Genomic DNA, 16788 nt, shown 5'->3' on the forward strand with positions numbered 1-16788 from the left:
GGACCCGCGGGATGAGCGGTGCCCGGCCGCACGGCCGTTCCGCCACCGGGCCCGCGGGGGTGTATGGGTACGGGTGTGTGCCCACTCCCCCGCTCCCGGCCCGGGATCACCGCCGCGTGTCGTGCGGTGCGCCGGCGTCCCCGCTCTCCGGGTGCGGCGCGGCGGTACCGGCCGTGGGCGGGACGGACGGCATCGGCGGGTACGGCCCCCCGGCGGCGGCACCGCTCTGCGACGCAGCCTGCACGTCGGCGCCCGGCATGCCCTCCGGACCGCTCGCGGCGGGCCGGGGCGGAGCCGGGCGGGCCATGCCGCGCAGCACGTACGCGACGGCGCCGAGCAGTGCCGCGGTGATCAACGCGGCGGCCCAGTCCGGTAGTTCGAGTGCGAGCGCGAGTCCGACGGCGAGCGACACCGCGGCTCCCGCGTACAGCGCGGTGGCGCCCGACGCCGCGTAGAGCGCGGCCCGGCGGCGCTGCTTGCGGGTCTGTTCCCGCAGTTCGTCGCGCACGGTCTCCCGGGCGACCTGCGCCAGTTCGTCGACGAGTTCCCTGTCCAGGTGTTCCAGATGATCGAGACGGTCCATGGCGCCCGTCTACCCGGGTGTCCGGGCCCGTAACGCCGCGGCGCCCCGGGTCCGCCGGGGCCCGGTGGCCGCCCCGCGCCTCGCGGGCGCGCACGATCCGCAGGAAACGATCTCGTCCCGCGCCGGCCCCAACTAGGCTCTGCCGCATGGAGATTCTGGGAGCCACGCTGCGTATCTGCGTCGACGACCTGGAGGCTTCGGTGCCCTTCTACGAAAGACTCGCGGGCGGCCGGGCGCTGCGCTTCGAGCGGGGCGGTGTCTCGGTCGCCGCGGTCGGCTGCTTCCTGCTGATGAGCGGGCCCGAGGCCGAGTTGGAGATCCTGCGCAAGGTCGCGGCCACCATCGCCGTCACCGACGTCGACGAGGCTCACCGGGTGCTCAGCGACTCCGGCGCCCGCGTGCTGGCGGGACCGGTCGCGACACCGGTGGGCCGCAACCTGATCGCGATGCATCCGGACGGCATGGTCTACGAGTACGTGGACCGGCGCGCGGACGCCCCCTCCGGCGCCTGACGCCGAGCCCGCCGGTCCGCCGGGGGCCGACGGGCGCCGTGTCGCACCCACGGGCGATCCTTTGCCCTGGCGGGCGTCGGGTCGGCTCGGCGGCCCCGGTCGCCGGACCGTACGGCGTCACTCCGCCGGTGGCCGCATCCGGAAGTCGTAGCGCGCCGGCAACGGCTCGTCGGTGAGCCGTGACCACAGCTCGCCGATCGCCTCCGCCCCCTCCCGCAGGTCGGCGACCTCGAACCCCTCGTCGAAGACGGCCCGGGCACGCTCGACATGGCCCTCGGCGAGCATCAGCCGCGCCTCGGTCAGCCGGAACCGCCCCCGCTCGCGCGTGGCCCGGCGCAGGCGGTCCCACACGGCGCGCGCGTCCGCCGTCCGCCCCGCCGTGAGCAGCGCGTCGATCGCTTCGAGTCCGAGCGCCGCCGTGGCCGCCGTCCAGGCCTCGCCGTCGTCGCGCCGCTCCTGGCACAGGTCGTCGAAGGCGTCCGTGTAGCGGTCGGCGGCCCTCTCGTGGTGCCCGGCCACCTGGTCGGCGACGGCGAGGCAGCGCAGCAACGGCCACACGGAGGGCGCGAGTGGGAGGCCGCGCTCCCAGCTGCGCACGGCCTGCGCCAGATCGCCCGCATGCCACTGGGCGACTCCGAGGTGGTACTCGGTGAGCGGCTGGGCGGGCGCCGTCTCCAGCATGTCCCGCCAGTGCCGGGCGACGAGCGTCGCCCCGGGCGGTCCGGCGCGGCGCGGTTCCGGGAAGGAACCGGACCTGAGCAGCTCCACCCACGGCGCCTGCGCCTCGCCCAGGGTGCTCTCCTCGAAGGGTGTGCCGGGCAACTTGTAGGAGGCGCGCAGCACTTCGAGGGCACCCCAGCCGGTGCCGACGGCCAGGACCTCGCCGGGCTCCGCGTCCGCGTGCGGCAGCCAGGCCTCGTACGCCGCGTCGACGTCGGCCCGCGGGAGGGCGGCCTGCAGGCGCGTCTCGGTCTCGGCCCGGGCAGCGTCCCAGTCGGCTCCGTGCACGGTCGCGGCGTCGGCGCTCAGCGGCCCGTACGCCTCCAGCCAGGACACCTCGCTCTCCGCCTCCAGCCGGACGTGCTCCAGCTGGGTGCGGGCGAGCCCGGCCTGGATCTCGCAGTAGCCGCCGGTACCCGGTTCGGTCAGCCACTGCTGCCAGCGGCGCCCGCCGGGGCCCGAGCCCCAGACGAAGAGCTTGCGGCCGCGAAGGGCGTCGGCGGACGTCTGCACCAGTCCGTGCCCCCGGTCGTCGAGCGCGGCGATCCACCGGCGCCTGCCGTCGGGCACCTCGTAGAAGTAGTCGGCGGGGAAGGTGCTGTTGAGGGGATACGTGCGGTCGACGTCGTCGTACGCGGGGACGGGCACGCTGCGCAGGCGCCGCTCGTACCCGAAGTGCCAGGCCTCCTCGGCGGGGGCGAGCACCCGGCGCTCCTCGGGTACGGCGATGTTGGACCACCAGTAGGTGGGGGCCGGCTTCTCCTGCGGGTTGCGGATACGGACGCCGACGTGGAGGAAGTCGGAGTCGCGGGGCAGCCACAGGTCGACCTGGAACGGCAGGTCGCGCAGCCGTTCCCACTCCCACAGGCGCAGCATCTCGCCGCCGTCCGGGGCGGTGACGCGGGCGGCGTGCACCGGTGAGCAGGACAGGGCCGTGTGCCCGGTGGCGCCGATGTTCCATTCGACGCCACCGGAGAACCAGGCGCCGTTCAGGGCGAAGCAGGCGGGCTGGAACACCGGGTTGCGATAGAGGAGTTCGCGCTGCGAGGGCTTGTGGAACAGCGAGGCGATCCGGCCGCCGAGGCCGGGCAGCACGACGGCCCGCAACCGGTCGTTCTCGATGACGAGCGTGTCGATCTCGCGCGGTGTGCGCGTTCTGCCGTATCCGTCCCGGATGCGCTCGGGCAGCACGCTGCGCAGCGGTTCGTAGCCGATCTGCCGGGCCATCTCCCGGGGCAGGCCGACCCGGTCCCGCTCCTCGATGCGGTGCACCTCGTCGAGTGTGCGTAGCGGCGGCAGGGGGTTGTCCGGGCCCAACTCGGCCGCGGGGAGCCTCAGTACGTCACGTCGGATCGTCGTCACGATGACCATGGAACAGCGTCTTCGCCGACCTGAACAGGGTCTCCGCAGCCCGGAATCCGGTGGGCATCGAGGGTGCGGGCCCGGGGTGGCGACGGCCCGCCCCCGTCCGGAAGCCCCGGGGTCACCTGCGGGGCGGGGTCCTGTGCATCATCTCCGCGGTGATCGCCCAGCGCTCGTGGTCCCGCCAGGCGCCGTCGATGTGGAGGAAGTCCGGCGAGAAGCCCTCCAGCCGGAACCCGCAGCGCCGGGCGAGCGCGATGGAGGCGGCGTTTCCCGGCTGCACGTTGATCTCCAGCCGGTGCAGTCCCATCGGGCCGAACGCGTAGGCGACGACGAGGGCGAGCCCCTCGCTCATCAGCCCGCGCCCGGCGGCGTGCCCGAAGGCCCCGTAGCCGAGGGTCCCGCTGTGGAAGGCGCCCTCGACGATGTTGTTGACGTTGACGAATCCGGCGATGCCACCGGTGTCCCGCTCGCAGACCAGGAACCCGGCCCGCGTAGGGTCCTCGATCAGCCGCTGGGCGTAGGACGCGTACCCCTCGGCGCTGTCCGGCGGGAACAGCCACGGGTGGTGCAGGTCCTTGCTCTCCCGCGCCCGTGCGGTGAACTCCGCGCTGTCGTCGAGGGTGTAGGGCCGGATGCCCACCCGGGGGCCCTCGGCGAGATGACCGGCGTGCTCAGGCATCCGGACACAGTACTCCGGCAGACGTCGGCGCCCGCGGAAGGCGGGTCCCTCACACCAGGGCGGGTTCCTCCAGCGTCAGCGTCCCCGCCGACGCGTCCAGTTCGGCGACCACCCCGAAGGGGATCGTCAGCGCCCCTTCGCCGTGCCCGAAGCCGAACTCCTCGACGACCGGGACCCCCAGGCCGCCGAGCCGGTCGGCCAGCATCGTCCGCACCTCGGAGTAGGGCGAGCACTCCGCCCAGGAGCCGAGCAGGATGCCGGCGACGCCGTCGAACCACCCGGCACGCAGCAGCTGCGTCAGGTACCGGTCCAGCCGGTAGGTCTCCTCGCCCACGTCCTCCAGGCAGAGCAGGCCGCCGCGCGCGGAGGGGCGGGCGTACGGTGTGCCGAGGTCGGCGGCGAGCAGGCTCAGGCAGCCGCCGAGGAGCACTCCCCCGGCCCGGCCGGGGACGAGCGCGGCTGCCCGGCCCGGGGCCGCGATGGTGCGGACCGTCTCGGGTTCGAAGAGCGTCGCCCGCAGATGCTCCTGAGCGCGCCCGTTCTTGAGGAAGTCGACGCCGGCCACCATGGGTCCGTGCAGGGTGGCCAGGCCCAGGCGGGCCGCGAAGGCCTCGTGCAGGGTCGTGATGTCACTGAAGCCCAGGAACACCTTGGGGCCGGCCGCCGCCATGGCGGTCCAGTCGAGGAGGTCTGCCATGCGCTGCGCCCCGTACCCGCCACGGGCGCACAGCACCGCGGCCACGTCGGGATCGCACCAGGCGGCCTGGAAGTCGGCGGCCCGGTCGGCGTCCGTGCCCGCGAGGTAGTCGAACTCGGCGTGCCGGTCCAGGACATGCGGGGCGACGACGGGATCGAGGTCCCAGCCGCGCAGCAGGTCGAGGCCGGCCTCCAGCCGCTCCTCGGGAACGGGCCCGCTGGGTGCGACGACCGCCACCCGGGCGCCGGGGGCGAGGCGGGCGGGACGGGTCAGCGGCTTCACTTGCGCAGCTCCAGGGTGGGGACGCCCGGCGGGTGCAGACCGAACACCTGGGCGTACAGGGAGAGTTCGGACTCCAGGACCCGCACCATCGTCTCGGCCCGCCGGAAGCCGTGCCCCTCGCCCTCGAAGGCGATGTACGCGTGGGCGACGTGCCGGCCCTCCGCCTCCAGTCTGGCCAGGAATCGCTCGCACTGGGTGGGCGGGCAGATGACGTCGTCCAGGCCCTGGAGGAGGAGGAAGGGGGCGGTGATGCGGTCGGCGTGCTCGGCGGGAGAGCGCTCCGCGTACCGGCCCGGCACCTCGGCGAGTGGCCCCACCAGTGTCTCCAGGTACTGCGACTCGAAGTCGTGGGTCTCGCCCGACCCCCACCCGGCGAGGTCGAGGATCGGGTAGAGGATCGTGCCGCAGGCGTAGACGTCGGTGGCGGTGAGGGAGACGGCCGTCGTCCAGCCGCCCGCGCTGCCGCCCCGGATGGCGAGCCGGTCGCGGTCCGCGGTGCCCTCCTCCGCGAGGGCGAGCGCGACCGCCGCGCAGTCCTCCACGTCCACCACACCCCACTGCTCGCGCAGCCGGTTGCGGTACTCCCGTCCGTGACCGGTCGACCCGCCGTAGTTGACCTCGGCGACCCCGATGCCGCGCGAGGTGAAGTAGGCGATCTCCAGGTCCAGGACCAGGGGCGCGCGGCTGGTGGGCCCGCCGTGCGCCCAGACCACGTACGGAGGCAGCTCGTCGCCGGGCGCGACGTGCCCGGGGTGGTGGGGCGGGTAGATGTGGGCGTGGATCTCGCGCCCCGCGGGACCGGTGAACGTACGGATCTGCGGCTCGGGATAGTACGCCGGGTCGACCGGGTCGTCGTGCGGGGCGCCGATCACCCGGGCCCGGCCGGTACGGGCGTCCAGCTCGACCACCTCGCACGCGCTGCGCGGACTGGCCCCGATCGCGACGATCCGGGTGCCGTGCGCGGCGAGCGTCGGCGCGAACTCGGTCCAGGGGCCCGCCGCGTCGACCACCTCGCCGGTCTCCGGGTCGAGTATGCCGAGGGCGGTGGCGCCCCGGCCGTGCACCACGGCGACGAGGCCGCTGTCGAGGGGCGCGAACCAGCGCTGGCCGATCCGCCACAGCGGGCCGCCGAACTCCTCCTCACGGGGGCAGAGTGCCTTCTCCTCGCCCTCGGGTCCGACGCGGTACAGATTCCACCAGCCCGTGCGGTCGGCGGCGAACAGCAGGCTTCCGTCGCCGGCCCAGTCGGCCTGGGCGATGGACTCCTCGGGGCCGCCCGCCACGGTCCTGGCAGCGCTCAGTGTGCCCTCGTCGGTGACGTCGGCGACGATCAGCTCCGTCCCGTCCCAGGGCATCCGCGGGTGGTCCCACGCGAGCCAGGCCGCGCGCCGCCCGTCGGGCGACAGCCGGGGACCGGTGACGAACCGGTGCGCCACGTCGGTGAGTTCGCGTACCGCGCCGCGGTCCCGGGCGGCGGACCCGTCCAGCGGCACCGCGGCCGGCAGCCGGCGCACGTCCCCGGGTCCGTCCCCGGTGAACTCCTCCAGAACGCACCAGACCTCGCCCCGTTCGGGCCTCACCTGCGGATCGACCCAGCGCAGCCCGCCCCCCACGTCCGACACCGGCGTCAGCGGAACCGGCTCACTGCCCGGGCTGTCCGGTTCGTACCGGTACAGGCGCTGGTCGGCGAAGTCGACGAAGACCACCAGCGGTCCTTCGGGCCGCATGAGTCCGGCCCAGGGCAGGCCGCCGTACTCGATGACGCGGCTGCGCACGTTCCACGGGGCGGGCAGCACGGAGTGCTCGGTGCCGTCGGCTGTGCGGCGGACCAGAGTGCGCCGGCCGCCCTCCTCGGGCCGCGGCTCGGTCCACCAGGCCTCCTCGCCGACGAAGCCGGCGAACTCGGGCCGTCCGTCGTGCGCGGCGGCGAGCGCCGCGCCGATGGGCGACGGCCACGCTCCGTACGCCAGGGTCTCCACCATGTCCCCCACTCCACTAGGCCGTGCGCAGAAAGCGGTCGAGGACGCGGACGCCGAAATGCAGTGCCTCGACCGGGACACGCTCGTCCACGCCGTGGAAGAGAGCCTGGTAGTCGAAGCCCTCCGGCAGCTTTAGCGGCGCGAACCCGTATCCCGTGATCCCCAGGCGCGAGAACTGCTTGGCGTCCGTGCCGCCCGACATGCAGTACGGGACCACATGCCCCTCGGGCGCGAACTCCTCGACGGCCGCCCGCATGTGCGCGTACGTCGCCGAGTCCACCGGTGCCTGGAGAGCGACCTCGCGGTGGTGGAACTCCCACTCCACGTCGGGTCCGGTGAGCAGGTCAAGGGTTGCGCGGAACTCGTCCTCGCCGCCCGGCAGAAAACGGCCGTCCACATGGGCCACCGCCTCCCCCGGGATGACATTGACCTTGTAGCCGGCGCTCAGCATGGTCGGGTTCGCGCTGTTGCGGACCGTGGGCTCGACGAGGGCGGCGGCGGGGCCCAGCTTCTCCAGGAGGGCGTCGACGTCCTCCAGGTCGCCGTCGATGCCGTACAGGGCGGCGAGTTCGGTCAGGGCGGCACGCACGGTGGGGGTGAGCCGCAGGGGCCATTCGTGGGTGCCGATGCGGGTGAGCGCGGCGGCCAGGCGTGTGATGGCGTTGCTGCGGTTCACCTTGGAACCGTGGCCCGCCCGGCCGCGCGCGGTCAGCTTGACCCAGCCGGTGCCGCGCTCGCCCGCCGCGATCGGGTAGAGCTGCCGGCCGGCGCCGTCGTGGAAGGTGAACGCCCCCGACTCGCTGACTCCCTCGGTGCAGCCCTCGAAGAGGCCGGGGTGCCGGTCGGCGAGGAACCCGGAGCCGTCCTCGGCGCTCGCCTCCTCGTCGGCGGTGAACGCGATCACCAGGTCGCGGCGGGGCCGTACGCCGTGCCTGGCCCACTGCCGGACGACCGCGAGGATCATCGCGTCCATGTTCTTCATGTCGACCGCCCCGCGGCCCCAGACGACACCGTCGCGGATCTCCCCGGAGAAGGGGTGCACGCTCCAGTCCTCGGCCTGGGCGGGCACCACGTCCAGATGACCGTGCACGAGCAGCGCGTCGGCCGAGGGGTCGGTGCCCTCGATGCGGGCCACGACGTTCGTGCGGCCCTCGGTGCGCTCCAGGAGGACCGGGTCGAGACCGGCGTCGGCCAGCAGCGCCGCCGCGTACTCGGCGGCCGGACGCTCCCGGCAGTCGCCGCCGCCCCGGTTGGTGGTGTCGATGCGGATGAGCTCGGAGGTGAAGCGGACGACCTCGTCGAGCGCTCGCCCGTCGACCCCGCCGGCGGCCTCCGGGGCGCTCTCCCCCGGCATGTGCTCAGCCATACTGCTCCTCCACCGCGGCGGAGACGATCGTGGTGACCGCCTTGAACGTGCGGATGCCCTCGTACATCGTCCCGCTGGTGTACTCCACCTTCCGCTCGCCGGTGCTCGCCACTCCGGGCACCACCGTGGCCGCCATCGCCAGGTGCTCGGCGTCGAACTCCAGCGCCACGGTGAACTGCTCGCCGGTGACCGGTTCGTGCCGCACGGCCAGCGCCGCCGCCTCCTTGGCGGCCGCGCGGATCTCGGCCGCCGTGCGCGCCGGGGTACGGCAGACCGCCGCGTACCGCGACACGTGGTCCTTGACGGCGACCTTCAGGGCCCCCGGCGCGTATCCCAGGGCGTCCTCGCAGGCCACGTCGTCGCCGGTGACCAGGACGACCGGCACCCCGTACTCGGCGACGACATGGGCGTTGAGCAGGCCCTCGCTGGCGCGGACGCCGTTCACCCACACCCCGGTGATCGAGTTGGCGAGGTAGGTGTGCGCGAGGACGCCTTCCATCCCGGCACCGGCGTGATAGCCGACGAAGGCGATGCCGTCCACGTCCCCGTGCTGCACGCCCTCCACCATGGACAGCGACTTGTGCCGGCCGGTGAGCATCTGCGCCCGCTCGTCCAGTCGCTCCAGCAGCAGATTCCGCATCGTCCAGTGGGCTTCGTTGATCAGTACCTCGTCGGCGCCGCCGTCGAGGAAGCCGAGCACCGCGGCGTTGACGTCCGAGGTGAACATCGAGCGGCAGCGCTCCCACTGCGGGGTGCCCGGCAGCACGTCGGCCGGCCAGGACACGCCCGTGGCGCCCTCCATGTCGGCGCTGATGAGGATCTTCATGCCTCGAAACCGTACGCGCATTCGCCGAGCGGCGAACAGGCCTGTGGACAACTCCTCACCCGTCCGCGCCACGCCCCGCCAGGACGAACCACCGTGCGGGAAGGTCGATGCGCGTGCCGTCCGCCATGTACTCGGTCTGCGGAAGCGTCGTGTCGCCGGTGGCGAGGATCTCCAGACCGGCCTCCCGCAGCAGCTGCGGGACCTCGTCGTCCGGCGCGTCCGCCGGCTTCAGCCCGTGGTGGAAGACCCGGCGCAGCTTGGGCGGCGGGCCGTCCGGTCCCTGTGCGGCCTGCTGGAGCACCCGGCGCGAGTCCGTGGTGAGCTCCACGACGAAGGCACGCCCTTCGGCGCCGATGATCTCTGCGACGGCGGCGGCCACCGCGGGCCGGGCGTGCGGTTCGCTCTGGTGGATGACGGCGCGCATGTAGACGTGGCTGTCGCCGAGCCGGGCGTGCAGGGCCCGCACCGCGTCGGTGTCGGTCAGGTCGAGCTGCTGGAACTCGGCGGCGATGCCGTCGTCGGCCCGGCGGGCGTGGTCGACGGCCGCCTGGGACAGGTCGACGCCGACGGCGCGGGCGAACCGGGTGGCGAGGTAGCGGGTCTGCGTGCCGTTTCCGCAGCCGAGGTCGACGATGGTGCGGGCCGGGTCGGCGTGCGGCAGGAGCAGCTCGCTGTGGGGTTCGGACGTCAGTGCCGGGGAGGAGTCCCAGATGGCCTCGCCGGGCGCATCCGAGGTCTCCTGCCAGTAACTCTCCCAGGACTTGCGGTAGTTCTCCGACACCTTCATGCGCGCTCCCCTGCGGTCGACGTCATGATCGGAGTATCGCGACGGCCGAGTGCGGGGCAAGGGGGAAGCGCTTTTCCTTCACCGGAAATTCGAGCCCGCGCGCGCCGGGGGCACGCGCGGCTGGCCCACGCGCCCCCGGTGGGTCACCGGTGTCGCGGGCCCGTCGCCAGGGCCTGTTCGAACCACACCGTCTTGCGGTGTCCGGAGGCGCTCGCGCCCCATTCCCGCGCCAGGCGGCTGATCACCCGCAGGCCGCGTCCCGCTTCGTCCTGTAGGCCCGCGCTCAGCAGTGCGGGCAGCGCGGGCTCGTCGTCGGTGACCTCGCACACCAGCGCGTCGGTCCGGACCAGCCGCAGCCCGACCTCGTCGCCCGCACCGTGCCGTACGGCGTTGGTGACGACCTCTCCGACCAGCAGCTCGGCGGTCTCCACCGCGTCGGCGAGCCCCCACTCGGTCAGCCGGTCGCGGACGAGCCGCCGGGCGTGCGACACCTCGCGGGGGCTGCGGGGCAGCTGCCACTCGGCCACGTGGTCGTCGGGGATGCCGTTCAGCCGGGCCATGAGCAGCGCCACGTCGTCCTTGCGTCCACCGTGGGTGTTGAGCGCGCGGATGATGGTGTCGCAGGCGTCGTCCATCGAGGCGGCGGGATGGGCGGCGGACTCGCAGAGCGCGGCCAGGCCCTCGCCGATGTCGGCGCCCCGCACCTCCACCAGCCCGTCGGTGCACAGCACGAGCCGGTCGCCGGGCGCGACGCCTACGACGGCGGTCTCGAAGGGCACCCCACCGACTCCTATGGGTGCGCCGGTCGGCAGGTCGAGCAGTTCGCTGCGGCCGTTCGCGGCGCGCACCAGGACCGGCGGGATGTGCCCGGCGTTGGAGAGCTGCAGTTCACCGCGGATGGGGTCGTACACCGCGTACAGGCAGGTCGCCAGGTAGGTCTCGCCGAGCCGCCTGGCCAGGTCGTCGAGGCTGCGCAGCAGTTGTGCGGGCGGCGTCCCCATCGTGGCCATGGTCTGCACCGCGGTGCGCAACTGGCCCATCATGGCGGCCGAGTTGAGCCCGTGCCCCATGACGTCGCCGACCACCAGCGCGGTGCGCGAGCCGGGCAGTTTGATGGTGTCGAACCAGTCGCCGCCGACCCGGCCGAGGCGGGCGCCCGGCAGATAGCGCGTCGCGATGTCGCAGCCGGCCATCCGCGGGGCGACCCGCGGCAGCATGCTGTCCTGGAGGGTGTCGGCGGCGTTCTCCTGGTAGGTGTACATGCGGGCGTTGTCGAGTACGAGACCGGCGCGGGCGGCGAGTTCGGCGCCCGTCGTGCGGTCCATGTCGTCGAAGGGCTCGCGGTCGGCGCGGCGCATCAGCACCATGAACCCGAGCACCACGTTGCGCGCCTTGAGCGGTACGACGAGGAGCGAGCGGCCGTTGATGAGCGGCCTCAGGTCGCGCTTCTCGAACTCGCCGGAGATGCGGTTGCCCAGTTCCTCGCCGATGTGCGGGATGAGCACCGGCGCGCCGGTGCTCATGCACTGGAAGAACGGCGTGTGCTCGGGGAAGGCGATCGCCTCGCCGACCGGCACGGTGTCGTCCCAGCGGCCGGGCTCGTCGTTGTGCTCGACCCAGACGCGGTGCCACACGGTGGTCACGTCGGGCGGACCGTCCGGGAATCCCTCGCCCGCGAGGACCGCCGCGCGCAGGTGCGTACCGGCGAAGTCGGCGAAGCGGGGTACCGCGGCGCTGGTGACCTCGCGGATCGTCTCGCCCAGGTCGAGGGAGGAACCGATGCCGGTGCTGACCTCGTTCAGGAACTCCAGCCGCTCACGGACGGCGGCGTACTCCAGATCGCGTTCGGCTCCGGACGGCACGGGCGAGTGCGTCTGCAGGCCGGCCCCGGCCACGGCCCGCCGCCTGCCCAGCCGGCGCGGGACACCCCAGTCGGGGGTCACCGGCACCCGCTCGTACTGGCTGAACTCCAGCACGGGGTAACCGAGTTCCAGGACCTGCGCCACAATGCGGCCGCTCAGGTCGGGGCCCATGTTCGGCAGGACCTCGGGCAGCCGCTTGGCGAGAACGTCCGCTGCCGGCAGTTCGGTGTACGGGGCGAAGCCGGGCGAGATGCGCTCGACCACCTCGTCGTCGTAGCCGCGCTCGGCCTGCAGGCGCTCCGCGTCCGCCGCGAGCACGAGCAGCCGGGCGGGTCCGGGGCCGACCAGTGGATAGCCCCACCACAGGATGTCGAGCCGTTCCCGGGACGGTCCGGAGAGCCGGGCCCGGCCTGCCGCCGGGTACGAGGTGCGGCCGCCGAGGGAGGCCTCCAGGTCGGGCCCGAGGCCGTCGTACACCTCGTAGGGCCCGTAGGCGTCGGTCAGCGGCTCGGGGTCGAGGACCTCGGGGAGGGCGCCGGAGACGGGCAGCAGGTCGGCGGCGTACCGCGCCGCGGGGTTCTCCCCGGTTCCTCCGGCGGGATGTGTGCCCACTCCCGTGCCACGGTCCATGGCCAGGCCCTTTCTCCCCACGGATCCGCAAGATCTGCGTCGTCGTCACCACGGTACGGCGGTGGTCGGTCACGATGTGCGCCAACGCGGGAATTGACCCGCCCGGGGGGCGGCTCCGGCGCGGCGGGCCGCGCCGGACCGTCAACGTTCAGTCCTCGTGGCCCAGTTGGAGGTCGCGTTCGGTCCTGCCGCCCCCGGCCATCCGGAGCACGGTGGCCACCGGCGGGTAGCCCGCCGCGATCACGGTGTACTCGCCGGACGACAGGTCGACGAACCGGAAGGTGCCGTCGCTGCCGGTGGTGAGCGTGTCCACCACGTTGCCGGCGGCGTCGAGGAGCGTCACACGGGCGTCCTCGACGGGCCGCCCGCCGCCGGCCCGCACGGTCCCGCGCAGGACGGCCCCGCCGGCGAGTTCGACGTCCTGGCGCGTCTCGCGCGCGGCCTGCACGGTGACGGGGAGTGCGGCAGGGCGGAACGCGGGGGCGCCGGCGGCCAGGGTGTACTCGCCGGCGACCAGTTCGGTGATGACGTAGCCGCCCTCGGGCCCGCTGCGCGTGGTGGCGACCACGTCGCCGTGGACGTCGGTGAGCGTGACGGTCGCGTCGCGCACCGGTGTGCCGTCCGCGGTGAGCACGCTGCCGGCCAGCCGCCCGGCGCCGCCGAGCACCACGTCCAGTTCCACCGGGCGTTCATTCACGGTCACCGAGACGGCCTGCGGCTGGTGTCCGCCGGCCGCGGCGATCAGGACGTACGAGCCCGAGCCCGGCGTGGACAGCGCGTACCGCCCGTCCTCGCCGCTGGCGCCGCGCCCGATCTGCCGTCCCACGACGTCGATGAGGGTGAGCGCGGCCCGCGGCACGACGGTGCCGTCGTGGTGCTGCACCGTGCCGCACACCGGTACCCCGGCGGCGTGCCCGCGCGAGTGCGGGACCTGGGCGAGGGGTGCGGACTCGGCGGGGGCGTTGTGGGACACCAGCGGTTTCTCCTTGAGGAAGCAGGCGATGACCAGGCCGAGGACGAGCACCGGCACGAGGTAGAGGAAGATCCGCGGCATCGCGTCGGCGTACGCCTGGATGTAGTCCTCGCGGAGTGCGGCGGGCATCGCGTGCACGAGCTGGGGGGTGAGGGACTCGGGGTCCGGGCCGTCCGCGCGCACGGGCAGGCGTGCGGCCAGCGCGTCGGCGAGCCGGTTCGCGAAGAGGGTGCCGAAGACGGCGGCGCCGACGCTGCCGCCGATCTGCCGGAAGTAGTTGTTGGCGCTGGTGGCGGTGCCGAGGTCGGCCGGGCGCACGGAGTTCTGCACGGCGAGCACCAGGACCGGCATCACCATGCCGATGCCGGCGCCGAGCACGGCCATCCAGAGGCTGTAGTGCAGCCGGGGCGTGTCGGTCTCCAGCCGCGACAGGAACCACATGCCGGCGGCGGACAGAGCGCTGCCGAGCACGGGGTAGAGCTTGTAGCGGCCGGTGTGGCTGATGAGCTGTCCGGAGAGGACCGAGGCGCCGACGATGCCGCCCATCATGGGGAGCATCAGCAGGCCGGACTCGGTGGCGGAGGCCCCGTCGACCATCTGCAGGTAGGTCGGCAGGTAACTGGCCGCACCGAACAGCGCGATGCCGATCACCAGTCCCACGAGCGCGGTGACGTTGAAGACGCCGTCCCTGAACAGCCGCAGCGGGATGAGGGGTTCGGGCGCGAAGCGCTCGACGACGAGGAAGAGCAGGGTGGCGGCCGCCGCCCCGGCGGCGAGCCCGAGGACGACGCGGGAGCCCCAGGCGTACTCGGTGCCGCCCCAACTGGTCAGCAGGACCAGGCAGGTCGAGGCGGCGGCGAGCAGCAGCGTCCCGAGGACGTCGAGGCGTCCCCGGGCGGCGGGCCGGGGCAGCTTGAGCACGACGGTGACGACGGCCAGGGTCACCAGGCCGAACGGCACGTTGACGTAGAAGCACCAGCGCCAGGAGAGGTGGTCGGTGAAGTAGCCGCCCAGCAGGGGTCCGGCGACCGAGGCGAGGCCGAAGGCCGCGCCGATCAGCCCCATGTAACGGCCCCGCTCACGCGGCGGCACGATGTCCGCGATGATCGCCTGTACGCCGATCATGAGGCCGCCCGCGCCGACGCCCTGGACGGCGCGGAAGGCGATCAGCTGGTCCATGCTCTGCGCCCGGCCGGCCAGCGCGGAGCCGACGACGAAGACGACGATGGCGAACTGGAAGACGCCCTTGCGGCCGAAGAGGTCGCCGAGTTTGCCGTAGACGGGCAGTCCGACGGTCGAGGTGAGGAGGTAGGCGGTGATCGCCCAGGACATCTTGTCCAGGCCGTGCAGCTCTCCGACGATCTTCGGGAGCGCGGTGGCCACGATCATCTGCTCCAGCGCCGCGAGGAGCAGCGCGAGCATGAGGCCGACGAAGACCATGCGGACCCGGCGGGGGCTGAGGCCCGTGGGGTCGGGTGCGGGTCGTTCCCGGGGTGGTGCGTCGGCGGCGGGAGCCGCCTCCCACTCGGTCTCCACCAGCGTCGTCCCGCCCACGTACCGCTCCCCTCGTCGCGCCTGCGCGGCCCATTTCTCGCATTACGCGACAACTGGGAGCAAGTGAGACGAGTCGCCCTCATACCGGCCGAAGGGGCGTTACCGCCGGTCGGAGCCCTGCGCAGGACGGGGAAGCCGCGGCGAAAACCACTCGAACCGGTGAGTCCACCCGGGGCTCGGGAGGTCAACTCCGAGCCCCGGGACAGCAGTTCCGGGCGGGCCCTCGGCTACTTCTCGAGCTCGGCGGCGAGCTTGGCGAGTTCGGCGTCGTAGATCCGGGCGAGGCCCTTGGGGGCGAAGGTCCGCTCGAAGAAGCCGCCGATGCCGCCGGCGCCGTTCCAGACGGTGGTGACGACGACGCGCGCCCTGCCCTCGCCGGCCGGGGTGACCCGCCAGGTGGTGACCATCGAGGAGTTGCGGTCCTTCTCGACGAGTTCGCCGTCGGTCGGCTCGCTGACCTCGAGCAGGCAGTCGCGCACGCGCTTGCTGGTGGCCTGGAGCTTCCAGTGCACGAGGGTGCCCTCGCCGTCGCCGCCCTCGCGCACCTCGTACTCGCTGAAGTGCTCGGGCAGCAGCTTGGGGCGCGTGCCGTTGTAGTCGGCCAGCGCGTCGAAGACCGCCTCCGCATCCGCCGCGATGACCCGTTCCGTGGTGGCCTCGACCTGCGCCATTGACTTCCTCCAGCACTTGGTTTTCCGGGGTGTGCGGTCAGCCAACCACCCGGCGCCCGGGGCGCCCAAATCGGGGTCCGCACGGGGACCGGAAACCGGGTCGCACGATCAAGGGAACATGTGTTCTATTCTGTGGCCAGTGCTACCTAGGAGGACTCATGCGCTGGGAGAACCTCACGGCGGACCCCGACGGGGACCGCGCCCGGGATGCCGCGCTGTTCGGCGCCGACGCGGTGACCACCCGCACCTTCGACGGCCCGGAGTTCCGGGGGATCACGTTCCACGAGATCCGGGCCCGCTCGATCGTGAACCGGGTGCCGGGCGCGTCGCGCATGCCCTTCGAGTGGACCGTCAACCCGTACCGGGGCTGCACGCACGCGTGTGTGTACTGCTTCGCGCGCAAGACCCACAGCTACCTGGACCTCGACACGGGGCTCGGCTTCGACTCCCAGATCGTGGTCAAGGTGAACGCGCCGGACCTGCTGCGCCGCCAGCTCGCCTCGCGCCGTTGGCACGGCGAGCACATCGCGATGGGCACCAACGTCGACTGCTACCAGCGGGCCGAGGGCCGCTACCGGCTGATGCCCGGCATCATCGCCGCCCTGCGCGACCACGCCAACCCCTTCTCGATCCTGACCAAGGGCACCCTGATCCTGCGCGACCTCGACCTGCTGAAGCAGGCGGCCGAGGTGACCGACGTCGGGATCTCGGTGTCCGTGGGCTTCACCGACCGCGAGCTGTGGCGCACCGTCGAGCCCGGCACACCCGCTCCGGAACGGCGCCTCGACGCGGTCCGCACGCTGAGCGAGCACGGCATCGCCTGCGGTGTGCTGATGGCCCCGGTGATCCCGTTCCTCGGCGACCATCCGGCTCAACTCCGCGAGACCGTACGGGCGATCGCGGCCTCCGGGGCCACGTCCGTGACGCCGCTCGTGCTGCACCTGCGGCCCGGCGCCCGGGAGTGGTTCATGGCGTGGCTGGAGCACCACCACCCGCATCTGGTGCGCCGCTACGAGAGGTTGTACGCGGAGGGTGCCTACGCGCCGAAGTGGTACCAGCGCAGGATCACCCGCCAGGTCCACGAACTGGCCCAGGAGTACGGCATCGGGCCCGCGCGGGCGGGTGCGACGCGCAGGATCACCGCCCCCGAGCCGGCCCCCGCGGCACCGGGGCCCACCCAGCTCACCCTGCTCTGAGCCGGCGGGGCCCCCGGCCGGGGCGCCCCCGCGGCGACGCCCCGGCATCCGAGCGCATCACGCGACTCAATCGGGTCAAGCCTGCCCAGATCGAGTTCTTCCGGGC

The 16788-nt window shown here is 73.3% G+C and carries 13 protein-coding genes; 2 read left to right on the forward strand and 11 right to left on the reverse strand.

Annotation, left to right across the window (positions count from 1 at the left end):
- Window positions 1-106: 106 nt before the first annotated feature.
- A complete protein-coding gene (locus tag ACZ4NT_RS16335) occupies window positions 107-583 on the reverse strand; it encodes a phage holin family protein (protein WP_467725892.1) in 477 nt (158 codons plus the stop codon).
- A 146-nt stretch (window positions 584-729) separates the two neighbouring features.
- Between ACZ4NT_RS16335 and ACZ4NT_RS16340 the strand changes: the two genes are divergently transcribed.
- Window positions 730-1095: a VOC family protein gene (locus ACZ4NT_RS16340; RefSeq protein WP_121407042.1), complete on the forward strand. Its 366-nt coding sequence runs from the start codon at window positions 730-732 to the stop codon at window positions 1093-1095.
- 117 nt (window positions 1096-1212) lie between these two features.
- On the opposite strand, the gene ACZ4NT_RS16345 is transcribed toward ACZ4NT_RS16340, so the two are convergent.
- The 10 genes from ACZ4NT_RS16345 to ACZ4NT_RS16390 all read right to left on the reverse strand — a co-directional run bounded on the left by ACZ4NT_RS16345 (window position 1213) and on the right by ACZ4NT_RS16390 (window position 15486).
- A complete protein-coding gene (locus tag ACZ4NT_RS16345; protein WP_467725895.1) occupies window positions 1213-3186 on the reverse strand; it encodes a DUF5107 domain-containing protein in 1974 nt (657 codons plus the stop codon).
- Window positions 3187-3298: 112 nt separating this feature from the next.
- Window positions 3299-3859, reverse strand: coding sequence for a GNAT family N-acetyltransferase (locus ACZ4NT_RS16350; RefSeq protein ID WP_467725897.1), 561 nt, complete (start codon window positions 3857-3859; stop codon window positions 3299-3301).
- Between the two features lie 49 nt (window positions 3860-3908).
- Window positions 3909-4838, reverse strand: coding sequence for an LD-carboxypeptidase (locus ACZ4NT_RS16355; RefSeq protein WP_121407036.1), 930 nt, complete (start codon window positions 4836-4838; stop codon window positions 3909-3911).
- The gene (locus ACZ4NT_RS16360; RefSeq protein WP_467725900.1) at window positions 4835-6820 is read right to left on the reverse strand and encodes a S9 family peptidase; all 1986 of its coding nucleotides are present in this window, start codon (window positions 6818-6820) and stop codon (window positions 4835-4837) included. The genes ACZ4NT_RS16355 and ACZ4NT_RS16360 overlap by 4 nt, the downstream gene beginning before the upstream one ends.
- 13 nt (window positions 6821-6833) lie before the next feature.
- Window positions 6834-8183 carry a M20/M25/M40 family metallo-hydrolase gene (locus ACZ4NT_RS16365; RefSeq protein WP_467725902.1) on the reverse strand — a complete coding sequence of 450 codons (1350 nt, stop codon included), beginning with the start codon at window positions 8181-8183 and terminating at the stop codon, window positions 6834-6836.
- Window positions 8176-9009 (reverse strand): M55 family metallopeptidase, encoded by an 834-nt coding sequence (locus ACZ4NT_RS16370; RefSeq protein WP_467725904.1) that lies wholly within the window; start codon window positions 9007-9009, stop codon window positions 8176-8178. The genes ACZ4NT_RS16365 and ACZ4NT_RS16370 overlap by 8 nt, the downstream gene beginning before the upstream one ends.
- A 55-nt stretch (window positions 9010-9064) precedes the next feature.
- Entirely contained in the window at window positions 9065-9796 is a 732-nt protein-coding gene (locus ACZ4NT_RS16375) for a class I SAM-dependent methyltransferase (protein ID WP_467725906.1), read from the reverse strand.
- A gap of 143 nt (window positions 9797-9939) precedes the next feature.
- A complete protein-coding gene (locus ACZ4NT_RS16380; RefSeq protein ID WP_467725908.1) occupies window positions 9940-12288 on the reverse strand; it encodes an ATP-binding SpoIIE family protein phosphatase in 2349 nt (782 codons plus the stop codon).
- A gap of 148 nt (window positions 12289-12436) precedes the next feature.
- Window positions 12437-14815, reverse strand: a complete 2379-nt coding sequence (locus ACZ4NT_RS16385; RefSeq protein WP_467725910.1) for an MFS transporter — start codon at window positions 14813-14815, stop codon at window positions 12437-12439.
- Between the two features lie 227 nt (window positions 14816-15042).
- On the reverse strand, window positions 15043-15486 hold the full coding sequence (locus ACZ4NT_RS16390) for an SRPBCC family protein (protein ID WP_121407022.1): 444 nt from the start codon (window positions 15484-15486) through the stop codon (window positions 15043-15045).
- A 158-nt stretch (window positions 15487-15644) separates the two neighbouring features.
- Here ACZ4NT_RS16390 and ACZ4NT_RS16395 point away from each other — a divergent pair, with 158 nt between their 5' ends.
- The gene (locus ACZ4NT_RS16395; RefSeq protein WP_121407020.1) at window positions 15645-16682 is read left to right on the forward strand and encodes an Rv2578c family radical SAM protein; all 1038 of its coding nucleotides are present in this window, start codon (window positions 15645-15647) and stop codon (window positions 16680-16682) included.
- Window positions 16683-16788: the final 106 nt, after the last annotated feature.

It is taken from the genome of Streptomyces sp. NPDC026417 (assembly GCF_055567695.1).